Annotated in this window: 13 protein-coding genes, 1 pseudogene and 1 riboswitch; of the genes and pseudogenes, 9 read left to right on the top strand and 5 right to left on the bottom strand. The window is 52.5% G+C overall.

What is annotated here, in order from left to right:
• Positions 1-14: 14 nt before the first annotated feature.
• Both IEW70_RS16740 and IEW70_RS16735 read right to left on the bottom strand, forming a co-directional pair.
• Positions 15-821, bottom strand: coding sequence for a YqhG family protein (locus IEW70_RS16740; RefSeq protein ID WP_188649057.1), 807 nt, complete (start codon positions 819-821; stop codon positions 15-17).
• Positions 802-2523 carry a DEAD/DEAH box helicase gene (locus tag IEW70_RS16735; RefSeq protein ID WP_188649056.1) on the bottom strand — a complete coding sequence of 574 codons (1722 nt, stop codon included), beginning with the start codon at positions 2521-2523 and terminating at the stop codon, positions 802-804. The genes IEW70_RS16740 and IEW70_RS16735 overlap by 20 nt, the downstream gene beginning before the upstream one ends.
• A 155-nt stretch (positions 2524-2678) precedes the next feature.
• Positions 2679-2771, top strand: a riboswitch (glycine riboswitch).
• A 182-nt stretch (positions 2772-2953) separates the two neighbouring features.
• Between IEW70_RS16735 and gcvT the strand changes: the two genes are divergently transcribed.
• From gcvT to gcvPB, 3 genes are read left to right on the top strand one after another with little or no spacing between them, the layout of a single operon-like run.
• On the top strand, positions 2954-4051 hold the full coding sequence (gcvT, locus tag IEW70_RS16730) for a glycine cleavage system aminomethyltransferase GcvT (protein ID WP_188649070.1): 1098 nt from the start codon (positions 2954-2956) through the stop codon (positions 4049-4051).
• A 37-nt stretch (positions 4052-4088) separates the two neighbouring features.
• Positions 4089-5435 carry an aminomethyl-transferring glycine dehydrogenase subunit GcvPA gene (gene gcvPA, locus IEW70_RS16725; protein ID WP_188649055.1) on the top strand — a complete coding sequence of 449 codons (1347 nt, stop codon included), beginning with the start codon at positions 4089-4091 and terminating at the stop codon, positions 5433-5435.
• A complete protein-coding gene (gcvPB, locus tag IEW70_RS16720; RefSeq protein WP_188649054.1) occupies positions 5432-6889 on the top strand; it encodes an aminomethyl-transferring glycine dehydrogenase subunit GcvPB in 1458 nt (485 codons plus the stop codon). Before gcvPA ends, gcvPB begins: the two co-directional genes overlap by 4 nt.
• Before the next feature lie 82 nt (positions 6890-6971).
• On the opposite strand, the gene IEW70_RS16715 is transcribed toward gcvPB, so the two are convergent.
• Positions 6972-7778, bottom strand: a complete 807-nt coding sequence (locus tag IEW70_RS16715) for a sporulation protein (protein WP_188649053.1) — start codon at positions 7776-7778, stop codon at positions 6972-6974.
• Between the two features lie 460 nt (positions 7779-8238).
• Between IEW70_RS16715 and IEW70_RS16710 the strand changes: the two genes are divergently transcribed.
• Together IEW70_RS16710 and IEW70_RS16705 are read left to right on the top strand one after the other, a co-directional pair.
• Positions 8239-8568 (top strand): lytic transglycosylase domain-containing protein, encoded by a 330-nt coding sequence (locus tag IEW70_RS16710; protein WP_188649069.1) that lies wholly within the window; start codon positions 8239-8241, stop codon positions 8566-8568.
• Between the two features lie 993 nt (positions 8569-9561).
• A complete protein-coding gene (locus IEW70_RS16705; protein WP_188649052.1) occupies positions 9562-9849 on the top strand; it encodes an RNA-guided endonuclease InsQ/TnpB family protein in 288 nt (95 codons plus the stop codon).
• Positions 9850-10053: 204 nt separating this feature from the next.
• Here IEW70_RS16705 and IEW70_RS16700 read toward each other — a convergent pair whose 3' ends face one another.
• A complete protein-coding gene (locus IEW70_RS16700; protein WP_188649051.1) occupies positions 10054-11946 on the bottom strand; it encodes an alkaline phosphatase D family protein in 1893 nt (630 codons plus the stop codon).
• Positions 11947-12143: 197 nt separating this feature from the next.
• A complete protein-coding gene (locus IEW70_RS16695; protein WP_188649050.1) occupies positions 12144-14072 on the bottom strand; it encodes a sigma-54-dependent Fis family transcriptional regulator in 1929 nt (642 codons plus the stop codon).
• Positions 14073-14360: 288 nt separating this feature from the next.
• On the opposite strand from IEW70_RS16695, the gene exaC reads away from it, so the two are divergent.
• From exaC to IEW70_RS16675, 4 genes and pseudogenes are all read left to right on the top strand, one after another.
• Positions 14361-15893 carry an acetaldehyde dehydrogenase ExaC gene (exaC, locus tag IEW70_RS16690; RefSeq protein ID WP_188649049.1) on the top strand — a complete coding sequence of 511 codons (1533 nt, stop codon included), beginning with the start codon at positions 14361-14363 and terminating at the stop codon, positions 15891-15893.
• A 24-nt stretch (positions 15894-15917) separates the two neighbouring features.
• Positions 15918-16295, top strand: coding sequence for a DUF779 domain-containing protein (locus IEW70_RS16685; protein WP_188649048.1), 378 nt, complete (start codon positions 15918-15920; stop codon positions 16293-16295).
• 315 nt (positions 16296-16610) lie between these two features.
• Positions 16611-18410, top strand: coding sequence for a glycoside hydrolase family 3 protein (locus IEW70_RS16680; RefSeq protein ID WP_229752053.1), 1800 nt, complete (start codon positions 16611-16613; stop codon positions 18408-18410).
• A 39-nt stretch (positions 18411-18449) separates the two neighbouring features.
• Positions 18450-18795 (top strand): annotated as a pseudogene (locus IEW70_RS16675) (transposase); the annotation flags it as partial.

The following is an 18795-nucleotide window of genomic DNA, read 5'->3' as shown; positions in this document are numbered from 1 at the left end:
TTTGGGCTTCTTGTCTATGGATTCATATAAAACAAACCGGCATTCACCACTTCCACTTCCACCCGGGGATGATACTGCCACACGGCTTCCCGGATGCGCTGCTTCTTTTCGGCGTGGAGCTCGTCACTCATTCGCCATTCTTCCGGGTAGAAGGAGTGGATCTGTTCCAGCTCTTGCTCCAATCGTTCCATGGCACTGTCGGCCCAGGATAGGTCCTGATGTTCGATGTATCCTTGCAGGAAGTATTCCAGTTCACCCACTGCTTCGGGGATGGTAAAAGCATGGCTGACCGTATGACGGTGGGCGGGCAGTTTCGGTGTCCAGCGTCGGTTCAGCAGTTCCTCGTAAAATTGTTCCCGAATGTCCCCGGTACGAAGGTGGATGCCCAGGTGCAGGATTTCATCTTTTTTTCGGTCACAGATAGAGGAGATTTTGTAGTTGACGGCCAGCCAAGGCTCGTATCCATGAGAGTTTCCGGCAGAACGGAATTGTGTTCGCGGCTCCTCGTACAGGCGGATGAAACGGCCGTTTTTTTGGGCGGAACGAAGCATCTGCGAAAAGCGGGGGGTGCCGTAGGCAAGGTGTTCCGCCCGTGCGCCCTCCGGTGCTTTGTCCGGCTCAAACACAAAAGTAAGAATGGTCGGGTTCGGTTCCAATCCCATCTTTTCAACGTACATCCAGTAAAAAGGGCGGTGAACCAGGTCTTTGTCCGCTTCAACGGACAAGCGGGCCTGCAGGAAGTCGGGGTTTTTTTCGAGGATGTGACAGCCGTAGGCTGTCAAGTATCGTTCTGCAAATTCTTTAATTTGGATGAGTTCCATCCCGTAACCACTCCTGTTGGGGCGTGTTCGCCACTTCCTGGTGCGCATCCTGGAACTGATCTCCCAGATCGGAGAGCCGTCTGCGAATTTCCTGGTCGTCATCCGCTTCCAGCATGATACGCATCAAGCTTTTCTCCATCTCTTCCTGCTGCTCGATCTGCCCCAAAATGGTTTCCAGATCTCCGATTACGGTTCGGAACATGTTGATCTTTTCATGCAGCAACCAGAGGATATGTTCTTCGATGGTGTTTTCCGTGGCGAAATTGTAGATAGTGACATCATTCTCCTGACCGAAGCGATGCACCCTTCCGATTCGCTGTTCTACCCGCATGGGGTTCCATGGAAGATCAAAATTGATGATATGGTGGCAGAACTGCAGGTTGATCCCTTCACCGCCCGCTTCGGTGGCCACCATCACCTGCGCCCGCTTTTGAAACAGTTCCATCATCCAATCTTTCTTGTTTCGTGCAAACCCGCCCCGATAGGGAACTGCATAAATGTTTTTTTCCGCCAAGGCGCGGAGCAGAAGGTCCTGTGTAGCACGGTACTCCGTAAATAGGATCACTTTCTCGCCGATTTCTTGGACCAACCGCACGGCTTCTTTTACTTTGGACTGCTCTTTCACTCGGCGCAGCAGTTCGACCAAGTGCTGTACCTTTGGGGAGAGGGTTTCCTGGCCCGCAGCCCCTTTTTTGAACAGCTTAAAGAGGGTCAGAAAAGCCGCATCCCGGCTGCTGCACACTTCCCGCTGCAAAATGATCAGCGAGAGCAGGGTTTTGAGGTTCCCTTCGCCTCTCCGATACGAATCCCGTACAAAGGTTGTCACACCGTCATACAAGGCCCGTTCCTCAGGGGAGAGAGTGATCGGGACGGTAATCACATTCCGTTTGGTGAAATGGACATGACCGTCGCTACGCCGGTTCCGGATCATCACCCGCATTACTTCTTCCCGGAGTTGGGCTTCGTTTTTCGGTTTGCGTTTGCCGGCTACATAGTTGGTGCTGAAGGAGTTCTGCTGCCCCAGTTGACCGGGTTTGAGCAGGGTGACCAGGTTATACAATTCATGCAGGTCATTTTGCATGGGAGTGGCGGTTAAGAGCAGGGAGTATTTCTTTTGAATCTCATTCACAAACTGCCAGTTTTTTGTCCGGCGGTTTTTCAACTTATGTGCCTCATCTACGATCAGCATATCGTAGTGGGTACTCAGTACGGCAGTGCGATGGGGATCCCGCTTGGCGGTATCGATGGAGGCGACCAATACATCATATTGATCCCACATCCAGGCTTTTTTTTGGGCCATGGCAGGAATCCGGAACTTTTGGTTCAGCTCCCGGGTCCACTGCAGAACCAGCGAACTGGGAACGAGAATCAGAACCTTTTTTACCAAACCCCGGATCATGTACTCCTTCAAAATGAGTCCTGCCTCGATGGTTTTTCCAAGTCCCACTTCGTCCGCCAAGATGGCCCGTCCCCGCATTTCCCCCAGCACCCGGCGGGCAGTGTCTACCTGATGGGGCAAAGGAGAGAAGCCGTGCAGCACTTTCAAGCATTGGAGAGTGTCAAATTCAGGAACAATTTCCGCTTGGGCGGCCTCTACCGCCAGCTGGAACCGGTCCCAGGTCGTCCAGCCGTTATCCTGCTCCATGTGAGTGATAAAGTGATTCAGCCATCTGCGATCCATTCGGATCGGTACGCTTTCCATCCGCCGCCGACCTCCCTTTCACAACAGGTGTGAATTTCCAGTTGTAGTATGCATGTTTTTTGGCGGGAATATGAATGAGAGTCGAATTTTTTCCCAGGTATCGAAATGGTGGGGCAATTGTGGCACAATGAAGGAGGAATCACTTGGTTCGGCGGTTGAAGGCGGGAGGAGAGACCGCGAAAGGATGCGGCGCCGAAGGAGCAAGCCGTTGAGGCGAATCTCTCAGGCAAAAGGAGGCCCGCTGGACGCGCCTCTGGAAAGCGCTGACAAAATCTGTCTGCCACCCAAGGGGCAAATCCCGGTCTGGCGGGACCGGGCGTAACTCTCAGGTTTGGAGACAGAGGTCGGGAATCGGGGATACCCCATGGCAGCATGGTTGAAACCGTGTCCGCTGTGGCAAACTGAATGGGAAATCATGGAGGTGGAAATTGTGGCCGAGTTGAAACAAACACCGCTTTATCCCGTGTATAAGGACGAAGCCAAACTGGTTCCTTTTGCCGGTTGGGAAATGCCTGTGCAGTTCTCCGGTATCAAAGTGGAGCACGAAGCAGTCCGGACACGGGCGGGACTATTTGACGTTTCCCATATGGGTGAAGCGGAGATCACGGGTCCCGATGCCCTGGCGCTGATTCAGAAACTGACCACCAACGATGCGTCCAAACTGGAAGTCGGGCAAGCCCAGTACACATTGATGTGCTATCCCGACGGCGGGACCGTGGACGACCTGTTGGTGTACAAAAAGGCAGAAGACGTCTACCTGCTGGTTTTGAACGCCGCCAATATCGACAAGGATGTAGAGTGGATCGAAAAGCATGCCGCGGGAGAGGTAACCGTCCGCAATGTTTCCGACGAAACCGCGCAGCTGGCTCTACAGGGACCGTTGGCGGAACAAGTGCTCCAGCGGCTGACGGAAACGGATCTCTCTGCTATCAAACCGTTTCGTTTTCTTCAGGATGTGGATCTGGACGGAGTGCGAGGGATGGTTTCCCGAACAGGTTATACCGGTGAAGACGGATTTGAAATCTATCTTCCGGCGGAGCAGGCAGCAGACCTGTGGAAAAAGATTCTGGCAGCCGGAAAGGAAGAGGGGGTTATCCCCTGCGGTTTGGGTGCGCGGGATACGCTCCGCTTCGAGGCGCGGCTGGCATTGTACGGCAATGAGCTTTCCGCCAGCGTCACGCCGCTTGAAGCAGGCCTTGGTTTTGCTGTGAAGCCGGAGAAGGGTGAGTTTATCGGCCGGGACGTGCTGGCGCGGCAAAAAGAAGAGGGTGCGCCGCGAAAACTGGTGGGTCTGGAGATGATCGGGCGGGGAATTCCCCGTTCTCGCTATCCGGTATTTGCGGGGGAAGAAGAAATCGGTGAAGTAACCTCCGGCACCCAGTCCCCCACATTGAAGAAAAATGTGGGCTTAGCGCTGGTGAAACGGGAGTTTTCAGAAATCGGAACACAAGTGGAAGTGGGGATCCGCGGTAAGCGGGTAGCGGCGCAAGTGGTAAAAACCCCCTTTTACAAACGATCGAAGAAGTAACTGAGGTAAGCGTATCGGAACCGGAGGAGGAGTCTGGATGAAGTTTCGTTATTTGCCCATGACGGAAGAGGACCGTCAGGAAATGTTGTCCGTGTTGGGAATTGAAGATGTGGACGCGTTGTTTTCCGACATTCCGGAAAATATCCGCTTCCAGGGAAGGCTTCAAATTCCGGAGCCTATGGCCGAACCGCAGTTGGTGCGCCATATGAACCGATTGGCCGGGAAAAACCTTTCTTTCGACCAAGCGGTTTCCTTTTTGGGAGCAGGGGCCTACGAGCATTACATCCCTAGTGTGGTCCATCACGTGATCTCCCGCTCGGAGTTTTACACAGCCTATACTCCCTATCAGCCAGAAATAAGCCAAGGGGAGTTGCAAGCGATTTTTGAGTTTCAAACGATGATTTGTGAACTGACCGGGATGGAAGTGGCCAACTCTTCCATGTATGACGGTCCTACCGCTTTGAGTGAAGCGGCGGGTGTAGCTGCAGCCGCTTCCGGCAAGAAAAAGATTCTGATTTCTCAAGCGGTCCATCCGGAAGCGCGGGCCATCCTGGCGACCCAAGCCAAGGGGCTGGGCCTGAAGGTCGTGGAAATCCCTCATGCGGAAGGGGTTACCGATCTGGGTCAACTGTCGGCCCAATCCGATGAAGAGACGGCGGCTGTGATCGTCCAATCTCCCAACTTCTTTGGCAACTTGGAAGATTTGGCGGCGATCGAACCGATTGCCCACAAACATAAAGGAAAAATGGTCGTCAGCACCAACCCTCTCGCATTGGGCATCCTGAAACCGCCGGGCGAATACGGGGCGGACATCGTTGTCGGCGATGCGCAACCGATGGGCATCTCTACCCAGTTCGGCGGTCCGCACTGCGGCTTTTTCGCCGTGACCAAAAAATTGATGCGGAAGGTACCGGGCCGGATCGTAGGGCAGACGGTGGATGAAAAAGGGAACCGCGGCTTTGTCTTGACTTTGCAGGCGCGGGAACAGCACATTCGCCGGGAAAAAGCCACTTCCAATATCTGTTCCAACCAGGCGCTGAACGCACTGGCTGCCGCTGTGTACATGACAGCACTGGGGAAACAGGGGATCCAAGAAGTGGCCAAGTTGAATGTAAACAAAGCTCACTATGCACAGCAGCGGCTGATCCGGATTCCGGGAGTGGAGCCGTTGTTTGCAAAACCGTTCTTCAACGAATTCGCCCTGCGCCTTCCTCGGCCCGCGGCGGAAGTGAAAAAGGCACTTTTGGAACGGAACATCATCGGCGGGTATGATTTGGGCCGGGATTATCCGGAGCTGAAGGGAGCAGTTCTCCTGGCGGTGACGGAGGTGCGGACCAAAGAAGAGATCGAAGAATTGGCCGGCGTACTGGAGGGATTGGCATGAGCGCATCCAAGGCATTGATTTTTGAAATAAGCAAACCGGGCCGGGTGGCTTACAGCCTGCCGGAATCCGATGTGCCGGAAGCAGAGCTGGCAGATTTGCTGCCGAAAGAGATGCTGCGGGAAACCCCGGCGGAACTGCCGGAAGTCTCGGAACTGGATCTGATCCGGCATTATACGGAGTTGTCCAGGCGAAACCACGGGATCGATAACGGATTTTACCCGTTGGGTTCCTGCACCATGAAGTATAATCCCAAGATCAATGAGGATGTGGCCCGTTATCCGGGCTTTGCCAAGATTCATCCCTATCAGCCGGAGGAGACGGTACAAGGCGCGCTGCAACTGATGTATGAGCTGCAACAGGATCTGGCCGAGATTACGGGGATGGACCGGGTGACACTGCAGCCCGCTGCCGGGGCCCAAGGGGAATGGACCGGCCTGATGATGATCAAAGCGTATCACGAGAGCCGCGGGGATACCCGGCGGACCAAGGTGATCGTACCGGACTCCGCTCACGGTACCAACCCTGCCAGTGCCACAGTGGCTGGATTTGAAGCGGTGACGGTACAGTCCAATGAACAGGGTCTGGTGGATGTAGCAGCCCTCAAAGAAGTAGTGGGGCAAGATACGGCGGCATTGATGCTGACCAACCCCAACACCCTGGGGCTCTTTGAAAAGGACATCAAGGAGATCGCGGATATCGTCCATCAAGCCGGTGGTCTTCTCTACTATGACGGGGCCAACGCCAACGCCATTCTGGGCAAATCGCGTCCGGGGGATATGGGCTTTGACGTGGTTCATCTCAACCTGCACAAAACTTTCACCACCCCCCATGGCGGCGGCGGACCCGGTTCCGGCCCTGTGGGTGTGAAGGACGTGCTGGTGCCTTTCCTGCCTACCCCGCTGGTGGAAAAAGGGGAGGAAGGATACTACTTCAGCTATGACTTTCCACACACCATCGGCCGGGTAAAGGCATTTCACGGCAACTTCGGCATGTTGGTCCGGGCATACACCTACATCCGGACGATGGGACCGGACGGCCTGCGGGAAGTATCGGAAAACGCCGTGTTGAACGCCAACTATCTGATGAAAAAGCTGGAGCCGTATTTTGAGGTGCCATATCCGCAAGTGTGCAAGCACGAGTTTGTCCTCTCCGGCAACAAGCAGAAGAAGCTGGGTGTCCGCACCCTGGATATGGCCAAACGGTTGTTGGACTTCAACATTCATCCGCCGACCATTTACTTTCCCTTAATCGTGGATGAGTGTATGATGATCGAACCGACGGAGACGGAAAGCAAGGAAACCCTGGATCACTTTATCGATGTGATGATCCGCATCGCCAAAGAAGCAGAGGAATCCCCTGAAACAATTCAAGAAGCGCCCCACCATACGGTTGTCCAGCGCCTGGATGAAGTGACTGCCGCCCGGAAGCCGGTGGTACGATGGCAAAAAGGATAACCATTGAAAACATCCCCTCTCATGCAGAGGGGATGTTCCATTGATAGCTAGGAATTCAGGAAATATTCCGCTCTTATCGCATTCAGGTTGTATCTTGCAATCGAATTTCTCCCAAGCTTCCAAACAAGCCTTCGTATGCGTATTTGCGTCGTTTGTCCCCTTGGAATTTTTTCGGATGATGAACAATCTGTTCCAAGATATTTCTTAAATGCTCAGTCAAGTGATCCGTATTTTGCAACAGCGTTTCTTCCAAAAACAACTCATGAACAATTTCAATCTCCTTATAGCGGCGAGAGAGGAGATCCACTTCCAAGAACAGACGCAACCCTTTCTTCTCGACCCGTGCCAGCAATTCCACCTCTTCAATCGTTCCGAGAAACGCGGAAGTGGGAGAAAACGAAAATTCCTGGGCTTGTCCATCGATCGCTTCCGAACTTTCTTGTTCCTTAAAGCCCAGTTTCTCCAACGCGTTAAATACAAATTGCAGTGGTTCTGGCGGAAGGATTTCAATGGGATCGGTATCGATGGGATCGATTCCTCCGGGGATATCCAAGCGGGTGGAAAAATGATAGGAAACCTCTGGTCCGGAAATCGGAAGTGTGTGCGGCAAACGCAGCGAGAAGGAAATCATTTTCTCTTTTTCGGGTGCCAGGCGGAAGGAGGAAGAGATGGGAGCGGCGGTGATGGGGAAGCGGCGTCCCTTTTTGCCGTCACGGGCGGTCAAGATCAAGGTGATCTCGATCCCGTTAATCTGCTGTTCCACCGTTCCGCCTTTGAGAAAGAAATGTCCCTCGATTTCTTCTCCCGCCCGGTACCGATGGTGGTCCAACCGAAGGTCGATCTCTGCGGATCCTTCGCCAAACGTAGCTAACATTTTCTGGATAATCAATGGAAAACGGCCCCCTTTTTCAAATATGTAAAAAAGTAGCCATTAAGGCAATCCCGCAAAAGTTACGACACCTAATTTTATTATAAAAGTGTCAGTTGATCCTTTGTAGGGGAAATGAAAATCTTTGCAAAAAAGTGTTCTTTCTAATGGCCTATCGAAGAACAAGCAAAAGTAATAAAAGAGATGCCATTCAGAAATGAATGGCACTTATTCAAGTATGAATGAAACTCCATGAATATCAGTGGAATAATTATATAGTTGAAATTAGACAAGTTGTTGCTTAATTTCGAGGTGTAAGGTGTATTTGAACGATAACCGACATCTTATATCACCTTATCCAGCTCTTTTGTTTACTTTTGCAGAACCAAATGCAGCGTTGATTTTAAAAAAAGTTTGAGATAAAGCGATTTTATAGAATGCGAGCGGGAAAACCCAGCCCTTTAGGGTTGGTGCAGGGGAAATCGATAGCGTCAAGTATGCCGAACACATCAACGCGGCGGCGGCCAAATACAAGGTGGATTCCGCTTTAATCGCCGCGATCATCCGGCAGGAAAGCAACTTTAACCCGCGTGCTGGATCCCATGCTAACGCCCGGGGCTTGATGCAAATCATGCCCTTTAACCTGCAGGGTACTGATCCCTATGACCCCAAACAAAACATCCTACGGGGCACGGAGATTATTGCCGGGCACCTGCGGCACTACAAGGGGAACTTAAATCTTGCTTTGGCCGCTTACAACGCCGGCAGCGGGGCGGTGGCTAAAGACTTGGCACGGGGGGTGACGGGATAGACCCCCTGCCATTCTGACGAAATAAGGGGGGCGGAAAGCCCCCTTATTTTGTTAGTTCAGTACCAGCAGGGCAAAGTAAAGCCCCGCATTACTAATCACTATCGGCTTCATTTGAGAAACCGTTACGTTTGCTATCTCTTTGATCACAACGACTTGAAATAGAACAAAAGTATCTGTTAACCAACATCCCCGCCAAAATAAAGGGGATGAATAGAACGATAAAGACGAGAGTCGAAACAATGAATGCAGCAATTTTCATTTTGGTCCCTCCCAGCCTTGCGGATAAACCATTTAATATTTTTAGGTTATAAGGGAACCAACCGTTTTGGCTTCAGACCTGGGAGGGACTTCCTTCCCTCTTTTCTTCGTAAGACCTAAGCCTCAATTACAACTACTGAAAGGATGGGATATCGTGGCCAAACAAACCAAATCCGCTCCAAATGCAAGTGGTCTCCGTACGAAGGTATGACTTTCGCGGGACAGGTTACAAAAACTCTACTTAGGGGACGAGTTATCTTTAGTGAGGGGCAAATACAGGGAGTACCTTTAGGGCAACCTCTTCTGTATGATTATCATAAAAATACAAAAAATTATAAATGGGCAATGACCAAATAATAAAATGAAAAAACATAGGAGGGGAGACCATGAAAGAAAAGAAGAAAACAAGCCTTCTTGTTAAAAATAAGAATTACCGTTATCTGTGGTTTGGTTAAGCCGGTAGCGTCATGGGGGACTGGTTTAACCAAGTGGCTTTAGCCCAGACGGTTCTTTTTTTGTCTAATTCCGCTTTGTCTGTCGGGATTCTGATGTTGTGTCGAGCTTTGCCCTCTGTGATCCTGGGGCCTTTTGTGGGCCCTTTTGTTGATCGGTTATCTAAGAAGAGAACTATGGTTTTAACAGATTTGGCCCGAGGGATAATTGTACTTGCCTTTATTCTGGCTTTTCTTTTAAAGCAAGTCTGGATTCTGTACGTAGGATCCATTAGCATTTCCTTTGGCAAAGAGGATTGCGGATGCCGCATGGAGACAATTGATCGACTTTACCACTTACAAGGCAGAGTGGGCCGGTAAGAAAGTGAAGTTGGTCGATCCCCGCAATACTTCTCAGTCTTGTTCCGAATGTGGTCAGATCGTGAAAAAAAGTTTGGATGTTCAAGTACATACTTGCAGTTGCGGTTATACCGAAGACCGCGATGTTAACGCTGCCCGCAACATACTTTTTAAAGCCATTGGCCATACACCAGAACCGAAGTACGGCCAATTGCAACTTCAACTTTTTTAGGCTCGGACGGAGCCTTCGGGAGAGGGTAGCAGGTTGCCGCACCCAATGATCCGAGAAGCCCACGGCTTTAGCCGTGGGAGACGTCACAGAGAGACCTCTTCCCGATGGTTTACTTGGAAGAGGTCTCTTGTTTTTTTTGGAAACGATCCTCGTTGTGTTCAATCGCTTTGAGGGCTGCCCCGCAGGTCTTCGGATACCCCCCAATCAACCTTTCAACACATGAATACGAGCCTCGTCCCGCGGAACTTCACACTGGAACAGGAGCGATTTTGAGGCACCGTCTTTTTTCTTGATATCTTCTACGCTGTAGGCTGTCCAGGTGGCTTTGTTCTGGGTCAATTCCAGGATGCAGTAGCCGTGGGTGCTGCTGTTGAACAGCTTCAGCCAGGGGTTTTCCTTATAGATGAGGAGACTGAGTTTATCGACAACGGTGCCTACCAGTGCGCTGGTCAAGGGTTGGGCTACACCCAACAGATCCGATGCAATCTTTTTCATTGCTTCGACGGGAATGGGGTTGGAAGAAGAGATCGTCTGAGTGGCCGTTTGTTCTACCAGCTCTTTCAGGTTGGAAGAGGTGACGGACCCAACCATGAATTCCACACCGACGGCTGCATCATCGGGATCTTTATCGTAATCTGTTTTGATCAGACCGGCTTCAAAGGTATGCAGATCTCCCGTAATGGCGATGAAGTTTTTCACGCCGGCCGATTGCAGACGCTGTGTAATTTCTTTTCGTTCTCCGGCAAAGCCGTCCCAGGCATCCAGGTTCATATATCGGCTCAAGAGTTTCAACGGGGTAAACTGCACTTCATTCCCCCAAATTTTCCAAACGGCCTTGGAAGAGGTCACCTTCCGGATAAACCATTCTTTTTGATCGGAAACGGACGCCCCCAGCATGGATTGGTTGGGATCATACATTTTGGGACAACCCGAAGTGAAGTAGCGATCCTGGGTTTCTTCACCGCAGGGGTGGGCGCTGCGATAAAGGCGTTGGTCTGTCAGGATCAACTCGGCCAAGTTGCCGATGGAAACGGAACGATAGATGCGGATCGAATCTTTAAACCCTTTGGACCGATCGAAAGTGACACGGGCCGGTGTATATTCAAACCAGACTTGGTTGGCGGTAAGGCGCCGGTCTGGATCCGAGTTCGGGTTGTCATCCGGTGCAACGGCGGGGTAGTAAGTGTCGTTGGCAAACTCATGGTCATCCCAGATGGCGATCACGGCGTGGTTTTCATGCAGTTTTTGCAGGTGAGCATCGGTTCGGTAGGTGCGGTGCAGGGTACGGTAGTCCTCGATGGTTAACGCTTTGTTCCCGCTGGGCAGTTTAATGGCCCGGTCCGGCAACGGGTTTTGATACGTCGGATCCCCGACGGATTCATAAATCGCATCGCCCAGGTGAATGACGAAATCCACCTCTTCCTGAGCGGCGTAATTCAGGGCATGGTAGTACCCATTGGTATAATCCTGGCAGCTGATATAGGCGAAGCGAAGGTAGGAAAGGGAAGTTCCCTCGGCAGCCAATGTTTTAAAGCGGCCGGTCCGGCTGACGTGCCCCGTTTTGGTGATAAACCGATAGTAGTACGTGGTGTGTGAAGCGAGGCGGCCATCGACGTCCACTTTTACCACGTGGTCGAAGTCTTTCCAAATAGGGGCATAGCCGCGGAGGGCCATCGTTTTGAAATCGCGGTCTTCTGCCACCTCCACCATAATAAAGTTGCCTTTTTCGATTTCGCTTTTTACCGATTCGTTGGGCGCAGTGGAGTTACTGTCCAGCCATTGGGCCGTATTGGCATCGATGGTCTGGCTGTCGATGCCTTGCAGACCGAGGGAGGGATCGACTCGCGTCCACAAAACAGCACCGCTGGCAGTGGGATCCCCGGCAGCCACCGTCTGCGGAAAACCGATTCCTGCGGGATGCTGGGGCAGGAATCGGGGCAGTCCATAGTCCTGTGTCGGCTGAGAATTATTGGCCAATGCTTTGGCGACGGGATTTCCGCTGAGCTGTTCCATCAAAACCAGTGCAGAGCCGGCAAGAAAGGTTTTGATAAACTTGCGGCGTCCGGTATTGACATCGTTTTTGGGGGATTTGTCCATAACAGGTCCTCCTAAAAGCAGATCGATAGTATTCCACGTTCAATGTAGCAATAGGATGTGAATAGAATGTAAATCTTTTTTTAAAAGAACAGGCACGAGGTCATAAAAATGGTAAACCTTCAGGGAGACGATAAAGTCGAATAGACGGCAAAAATGGTAGCGGGGGTTTGAGGGTCATATCGCAATCTGTCCCTTTTTTATGTGAAGGGGGTATTTTTTTGAGCGTGTTCCCGCAGCCGGGATAAAGCCGGGTACTGCTTCAGCTTCCGGTACAGGGTGGTTCTGCCTATACCCAACAAGCGTGCAGCCTTGGCCATATTGCCGTTCACTTTGCGGAGTGCCTGAGCAATCACCTCTTCTTCCCGGTGGTGCCATTGAAAGTCTGTCGGCGGCCTTTGATGATCATCGGAAGCATGCAGAGCCATCGGCAAATCCTCTAACTTTATGCAGGGGGCATCCCGGAGCTGGGCTTGCAACAAAGCTTGCCGGATGACCTGTCGCAGCTCCCGTACATTCCCCGGCCAGGGGTATTGTTGCATTCGGCTGACGACATCCGGATGGATGGTCACAGGGGCAGTTTGCCACTGAACCGCAGTTTGATGCAGAAAATGTTCCGCCAGGGTCATTAGGTCGCTGCGTTCCCGCAGCGGGGGCAGCAGGATTTCCACTTCGCACAACCGATAGTATAGATCCGAACGAAAGCGTCCTGCTTGCGATTCTTCTCTGAGATCCTTGTTGGTGGCGGCGATAATGCGCACATCAACGGGGATGGACTGATGGGATCCGATACGAGTAATTCGTTTTTCTTCTAAAACACGCAGCAGGGCCGCCTGGGAGGAGAGGGGAAGTTCACCGATCTCATCGAGGAACAGTGTTCCCCCGTCAGCTGCTTCAAATTTTCCGGACTGCCCTTCCCGGCGGGCACCGGTAAAGGAGCCCTTTTCGTAACCGAACAGTTCCGATTCCCACAGGGATTCGGGAACGGCACCGCAATTGACTGTGATCAGAGGCCCGCTTCGGCCGCTTGCTTTATGGATTTCCCGTGCTGCTACTTCCTTGCCGGTGCCGGTTTCACCATACAAAAGGATGGTGGCGTCGGTTTGCGCTGCCCTCCGGGCAAGGGCGAACACCCGCTGGATTCGCGGACATTCTGCAATGATATGGGCAGAGGCTTTTTTCCGGGAAACGGCTTTGGCTTTCTTGGTGGGGGGAGGTGAGGGAGACACGTGCAACAAACCAGGAAACAGCCGGCGCCGCTCATCCCGGATCGGCTCAACGGTCCATCGGGCGGCTTTGCCGTTTTTGTTACGCGGTTGCAGGGTTATGCAGCGTTTATCTTTTTCGCTCAGAGAAAGTAAAGAGGAAGTTTCTTTTCCAAACCAACGGGACAAGGACTGTCCGATACACTGTTCCGGAGCATCGCCCAACAGGGAAGCGGCGGATTCGTTGACTTGGGTCACTCGTCCTTCTTCATCGACAGAAATCATGGGCCGGATGACGTGGCGGGTGAGAGCATCCCTTTCTTCTATTGTAAATGTCAGCTCCCGCCGGGTTTGATGCAGCAGATAATGTGCCTGGCAAGCCTGGGCCGCCGCGACCACCATGCCCAGGGTATGGGGGTGATGGCTGCGGGCATCGCCGCTGACATCCAATACACCCATCAATTCTCCTCGGGAAGAGTACAAGGGGGCTGCGTAACAGGTTAAAAAATGGTTCTCCCGGCAAAAATGCTGACTTCCTACCACGCTGACCGGCTGTTTTTCTGCCAACACGGTGCCGATGGCGTTGGTTCCTTTGACATGCTCATGCCAATTGGCACCGGAATCCAACCATACCCGCCGGGCTTTTTCCGTGAAGGGGGGATCGCCGTGGGCATGGAGGATGTACCCTTCCGGATCAGACAGGATCACCACGAACGGGGAATGTTTCAGTTGGAGATACAGGCGTTGCAAAACGGAAGAGCAGGCGTCGATAAACGGTTGCAGGCGGTCCATGCGATCCTTCAGCTCCCCGCCGGTCAACAGGTCATCCACCGGCTTTACGGGATCCACCCCGTATTCCATGCTGCGCTTCCAGGACGGAACCAGAGCGCTGGGAAGGTGAGACAGCTGATCGGATGGTTTCATGAGAGGTCCCTCCCACAAAAAAGATGTTTGATGGAACTTTTCGATAAATAGTGTTCCATTTCCTGTATCGATTTGAAACATGATACGTTTCGCGGAACATAGTTTGCTCGAAAAATCGGGAATTTCATCGGATGGTCTTTTTGGCATCTTTTTTGCGTACATATAGGGGCAGTCCCGGGAAAAGCAGGGTCAGGGGAGGGATAGACCGAGGAGCGGCAGCGAAAGTGACAGGATGACGGCGGGTAGGAAAACGAGATTTTCCAAAACCAAAACGGGAGGAATGTCCGAATGAGTGTAACGCTTGCTGGGTACAAAAAACCGAATACTGAAGGCAGTCTGGTTCAGTACAAATCTCGATATGACAACTTTATCGGAGGAGAGTGGGTGGCTCCTGCGGGAGGAGAATATTTTGACAACCCGTCTCCGATTGATGGCAAGGTGTTCACCCAAGTGGCGCGTTCCAAAAAAGAGGACATTGAGCTCGCCTTGAAAAAAGCCCACGAAGCAAAGGAAAAGTGGGGCAACACTTCGGTTGCTGAACGAAGCAACATCCTGTTGAAAATCGCGGATCGTTTGGAGGAGAATCTGGAGAAGTTCGCCCTTTCGGAAACCTGGGACAACGGAAAAGCAATCCGGGAGACGCTGAATGCGGACTTGCCGCTGGCGATTGATCACTTCCGTTATTTCGCCGGCGTGATCCGGGGCGAGGAAGGCAGTGTCTCCGAGATCGATGCGAATACCGTGTCCATGCACATCAAGGAACCGATCGGGGTTGTCGGCCAGATTATTCCCTGGAACTTCCCGCTCTTGATGGCGGCGTGGAAGCTGGCACCGGCATTGGCCGCAGGAAACTGCGTAGTATTGAAACCGGCGGAACAAACGCCCGTGACCGTCCTGCTGTTTGCGGAGCTGGTTGCCGACTTGCTGCCGCCGGGTGTGTTGAATATTGTAAACGGTTTTGGTCCGGAGGCGGGCCAGCCTCTTGCCACTTCCCCGCTGGTCGGCAAAGTCGCCTTTACCGGTGAAACCACGACCGGTCGCTTGATCATGCAATACGCATCGGAGAATATCAAGCCGGTAACCTTGGAACTGGGTGGTAAATCCCCGAACATTTTTACGGAAAGCATCTTGGAGGCGGATGACGCTCTCTTTGACAAAGCGTTAGAAGGGTTTACCATGTTTGCGCTCAACCAGGGAGAGGTATGTACATGCCCTTCCAGGGCACTGATTCAGGAGTCCATCTATGATGCGTTCATGGAGCGGGCACTGGAGCGTGTTTCCAAGATTAAGCTGGGTGATCCGCTCAGCCCTGAGACGATGATGGGAGCTCAGGCATCGAAGGATCAGTATGAAAAAATCTTGAGCTACATCGATATCGGCAAACAGGAAGGAGCCGAAATCCTCACCGGCGGTCAAGCTTTCCAAAACGAACAGTATCCCGACGGCTTCTACATCCAGCCGACCGTGTTCAAGGGCAATAACAAGATGCGCATTTTCCAGGAGGAGATCTTCGGGCCGGTGGTTTCTGTCACCACCTTCAAGGACGAAGAAGAGATGCTTCACATTGCCAATGACACCCTGTACGGTTTGGGTGCTGCCGTGTGGACCCGCGACATGCACCAAGCCTATCAGATCTCCCGGCAGATCGAGGCCGGACGTGTTTGGGTCAACTGCTATCACTTATATCCGGCTCACGCTGCATTCGGCGGTTACAAACAGTCGGGGATCGGACGGGAAACCCACAAGATGATGTTGGAGCATTACCGGCAGACGAAGAATCTCTTGATATCTTACGACAAAAACCCCATGGGCTTTTTTTAAACCGACGGAGAGGGGGAAAGAGAGATGGAGCCGGTTCAACGGGTGCTGGTGACGGATGCGGCCAAGCAGGTGATTGACCGGCTGCGGAAAGAGCATGGGGAATTGATGTTTCATCAGAGCGGCGGTTGCTGTGACGGATCATCTCCCATGTGCTTTCAAAAGGGACAGTTTCGGGTAGGGGGAAGTGACGTATGGTTGGGTGAGATTCACGGCTGCCCCTTTTACATGTCCCGTTCCCAATTTGAATACTGGCAGCACACCCAGCTGACCATAGATGTCACAGAGGGACGCGGGGCGTCCTTTTCCTTGGAAATTCCCTTGGGCGTTCGTTTTTTGATTCGCTCCCGTCCTTTTACGGCGGAGGAGCGGGAGCGATTGACTCCGGTAAGCACTCCATCGTAAGTCCGTATGGCTGAGCGGACCGATTGGAGTCAGCCTTTTGCAGGATACGGAGTAGTTGGCGGAAAATCACGAGGAAATGGAGTGGCGGTTCTAACTGTATCCTGATGCGGAAGCAGTATCACTCGGTCTGGTTGCCGTCGTGCGGTCTAGCTGCACGGAAACGGTGGAACGGAAGAGCAGACCGGGGACCTTCTGTTTCAAAGCCCCCGTGGTGATTAACGGGGGCTCTTTTTAGAATCGAAAATAGAAAGCAGGATTTTGCTGAACTTTCCAAAATAAATAGGTGTGAAGAGAATTCGCGGGGAGGGGATGGCAGTGCAACTGGGTAAGGTGGGATCAGCGCTGCTTTCAGCAGTATTGGCTTTACCGCTGGCGATATCGCCTGGAAGTGTTTCGGGTGCAACCAATGATGTGGATACCATGGTAGACCGTCTGTCACTGGAAGAAAAAGTAGGTCAGATGACGATGGTGGGTTTCTATGGGGACAAACCCAATGAAGAGATCCGGCGCTTGATCCAGGATGCTCATGCGGGCAATGTGATCCTGTTTTCCTATTCCGGCAATGTGAACGAGCCGAAGCAGACGGCCGAGTTGACCAATGGTCTGCAACAGATGGCCGAGGAGACCCCCCATGCTATCCCGCTGTTGATCTCCACCGACCAGGAAGGCGGTGTGGTGGCTCGGATGACCACAGGTGCCACCGAACTTCCCGGCAACATGGCATTGGGGGCGGGGAGGAAATCCTCCCGGGCGTTTCAGGCGGCCCAATTGACTGGTGAGGAACTGCGGGCGGTGGGAATCAATATGAACTTGGCTCCGGTGTTGGATGTCAACGTCAATCCAGCCAACCCGGTGATCGGGGTTCGCTCCTTCAGCGAGAATCCGGATGTCGTGGCAGATATGGGGGCGGCCCAAATCAAGGGATATCAGCAAAACGTGGTGGCGACGGCCAAACACTTCCCCGGCCACGGTGACACCGATGTAGATTCCCATGTGGGGCTGCCGGTGATCGAGAAAAGCCGCGAGGAATTGGAAAAAGTGGAGTTTGTACCTTTTAAGCGGGCGATTGCGGAAGGGATCGACGCCATCATGACGGCACACATTCATGTCCCGGCATTGGATGATACCCCTGATCTGCCTGCAACATTGTCCAAACCGATTTTAACGGGGTTGTTGCGGAAAGAGATGGGCTATAACGGGTTAATCATTACCGACTCCATGACCATGGCGGGAGTGGCCGACTATTTCGGCGGCGTGCCCAAAGCGGCGGTGAAGGCTGTCGATGCCGGTGCGGACATCATCCTTCTTTCCCCTGCACTAAAAACCGACGAACAAATCGATGTGATGAAAGCCGTCACCGATGCCGTACGAGCCGGTGAAATTCCGGAGGAGCGGATCGACCAATCCGTCCGTCGGATTTTAAAGGTGAAAATGAAGTACGGGCTGTTCCAAAATCGCCAAGTGGATGTGAATCAGGTCCAGGCACACGTGGGCACCCCGGAACATCAGGAAAAGGCGGCCGAAATCGCCCGCCACTCCATCACTCTGGTGAAAAATCAGGACAATCTGTTGCCGCTCCAACTGAAGCCGGAACAAAAGCTGGGTGTGATCAGCCAGTTTTCCATCAAGGACTGGATTACCCCGTACCATGCCAATGTAACGGAGATCCATCATCGCAAAACCAACCCCACCGATGCTGAAATCCAGCAGGCGGTGGAGATGGCCAAACAGCAAGATGTCTTGATCATCGGCACATACAGCGCCAGTCTGTATCCGCAACAGGTGAAGTTGGTGAAAGAACTGGAACAGCTGGATAAGCCGATGGCGGTCATTGCCATGCGGAACCCCTACGATATCGAAAAGTTTCCCGAAGTGGACGCTTATATTACCACCTACGGCTACCGCTCCGTTTCCCTAAAAGCTGCGGTGGATACTCTGTTCGGAGCCAACCAGCCGAAAGGCAAACTCCCCGTGACGATTCCGGGATTGTATCCTTATGGGCATGGGTTAAGTTATGAGGGAGCCAACCAGCCCCTCCTTTCTTCCGGCGATAATCCCGCTCGAAACCAGGAGAAGGAGCAGGCCATTCTGGATCGAAGCGGGTCACCGGATTGAGCTGAACGCAAAAAGAAATCCGTAAACAACGGATTTCNCGACTTCTCCTTCATCGCCGAAAAAACCCGGCACCTTTACTCTCCGGACAACGGACGTCCCTGTCTGGATCCGGTCATGTTGTTTAAGATGCTCTTCATCGGCTACCTGTATGGGATTCGTTCAGAACGTCGCCTTGTTGAAGAGATCCGGGTCAATGTGGCCTATCGCTGGTTTGTGGGTCTTTCCCTGACGGACCCCGTTCCCCACTCCACCATCTTCAGCCAAAATCGGCGTCGCCGCTTCGAAGGAACTTCCATCTACCAGGACATTTTCGACGAGATCGTCCTGCAAGCTATGGACAAAGGGCTCATCGAAGGAAAGGAACTTTTTACCGACTCTACGTTCC

Origin of the sequence: Marinithermofilum abyssi (assembly GCF_014641195.1) — a bacterium.
In the GTDB taxonomy this organism is placed as follows: domain Bacteria; phylum Bacillota; class Bacilli; order Thermoactinomycetales; family DSM-45169; genus Marinithermofilum; species Marinithermofilum abyssi.
This window is presented reverse-complemented; position numbering and strand designations above follow the sequence as displayed.

What these genes read in the sequence shown, in the direction of transcription:
- gcvPA (WP_188649055.1), top strand. Translation starts at nt 4,089, where the DNA reads ATGAAGTTTCGTTATTTGCCCATGACGGAAGAGGACCGTCAGGAAATG.
- gcvPB (WP_188649054.1), top strand. Translation starts at nt 5,432, where the DNA reads ATGAGCGCATCCAAGGCATTGATTTTTGAAATAAGCAAACCGGGCCGG.
- IEW70_RS16685 (WP_188649048.1), top strand. Translation starts at nt 15,918, where the DNA reads ATGGAGCCGGTTCAACGGGTGCTGGTGACGGATGCGGCCAAGCAGGTG.
- IEW70_RS16740 (WP_188649057.1), bottom strand. Translation starts at nt 821, where the DNA reads ATGGAACTCATCCAAATTAAAGAATTTGCAGAACGATACTTGACAGCC.
- IEW70_RS16700 (WP_188649051.1), bottom strand. Translation starts at nt 11,946, where the DNA reads ATGGACAAATCCCCCAAAAACGATGTCAATACCGGACGCCGCAAGTTT.
- IEW70_RS16695 (WP_188649050.1), bottom strand. Translation starts at nt 14,072, where the DNA reads ATGAAACCATCCGATCAGCTGTCTCACCTTCCCAGCGCTCTGGTTCCG.
- exaC (WP_188649049.1), top strand. Translation starts at nt 14,361, where the DNA reads ATGAGTGTAACGCTTGCTGGGTACAAAAAACCGAATACTGAAGGCAGT.
- IEW70_RS16735 (WP_188649056.1), bottom strand. Translation starts at nt 2,523, where the DNA reads ATGGAAAGCGTACCGATCCGAATGGATCGCAGATGGCTGAATCACTTT.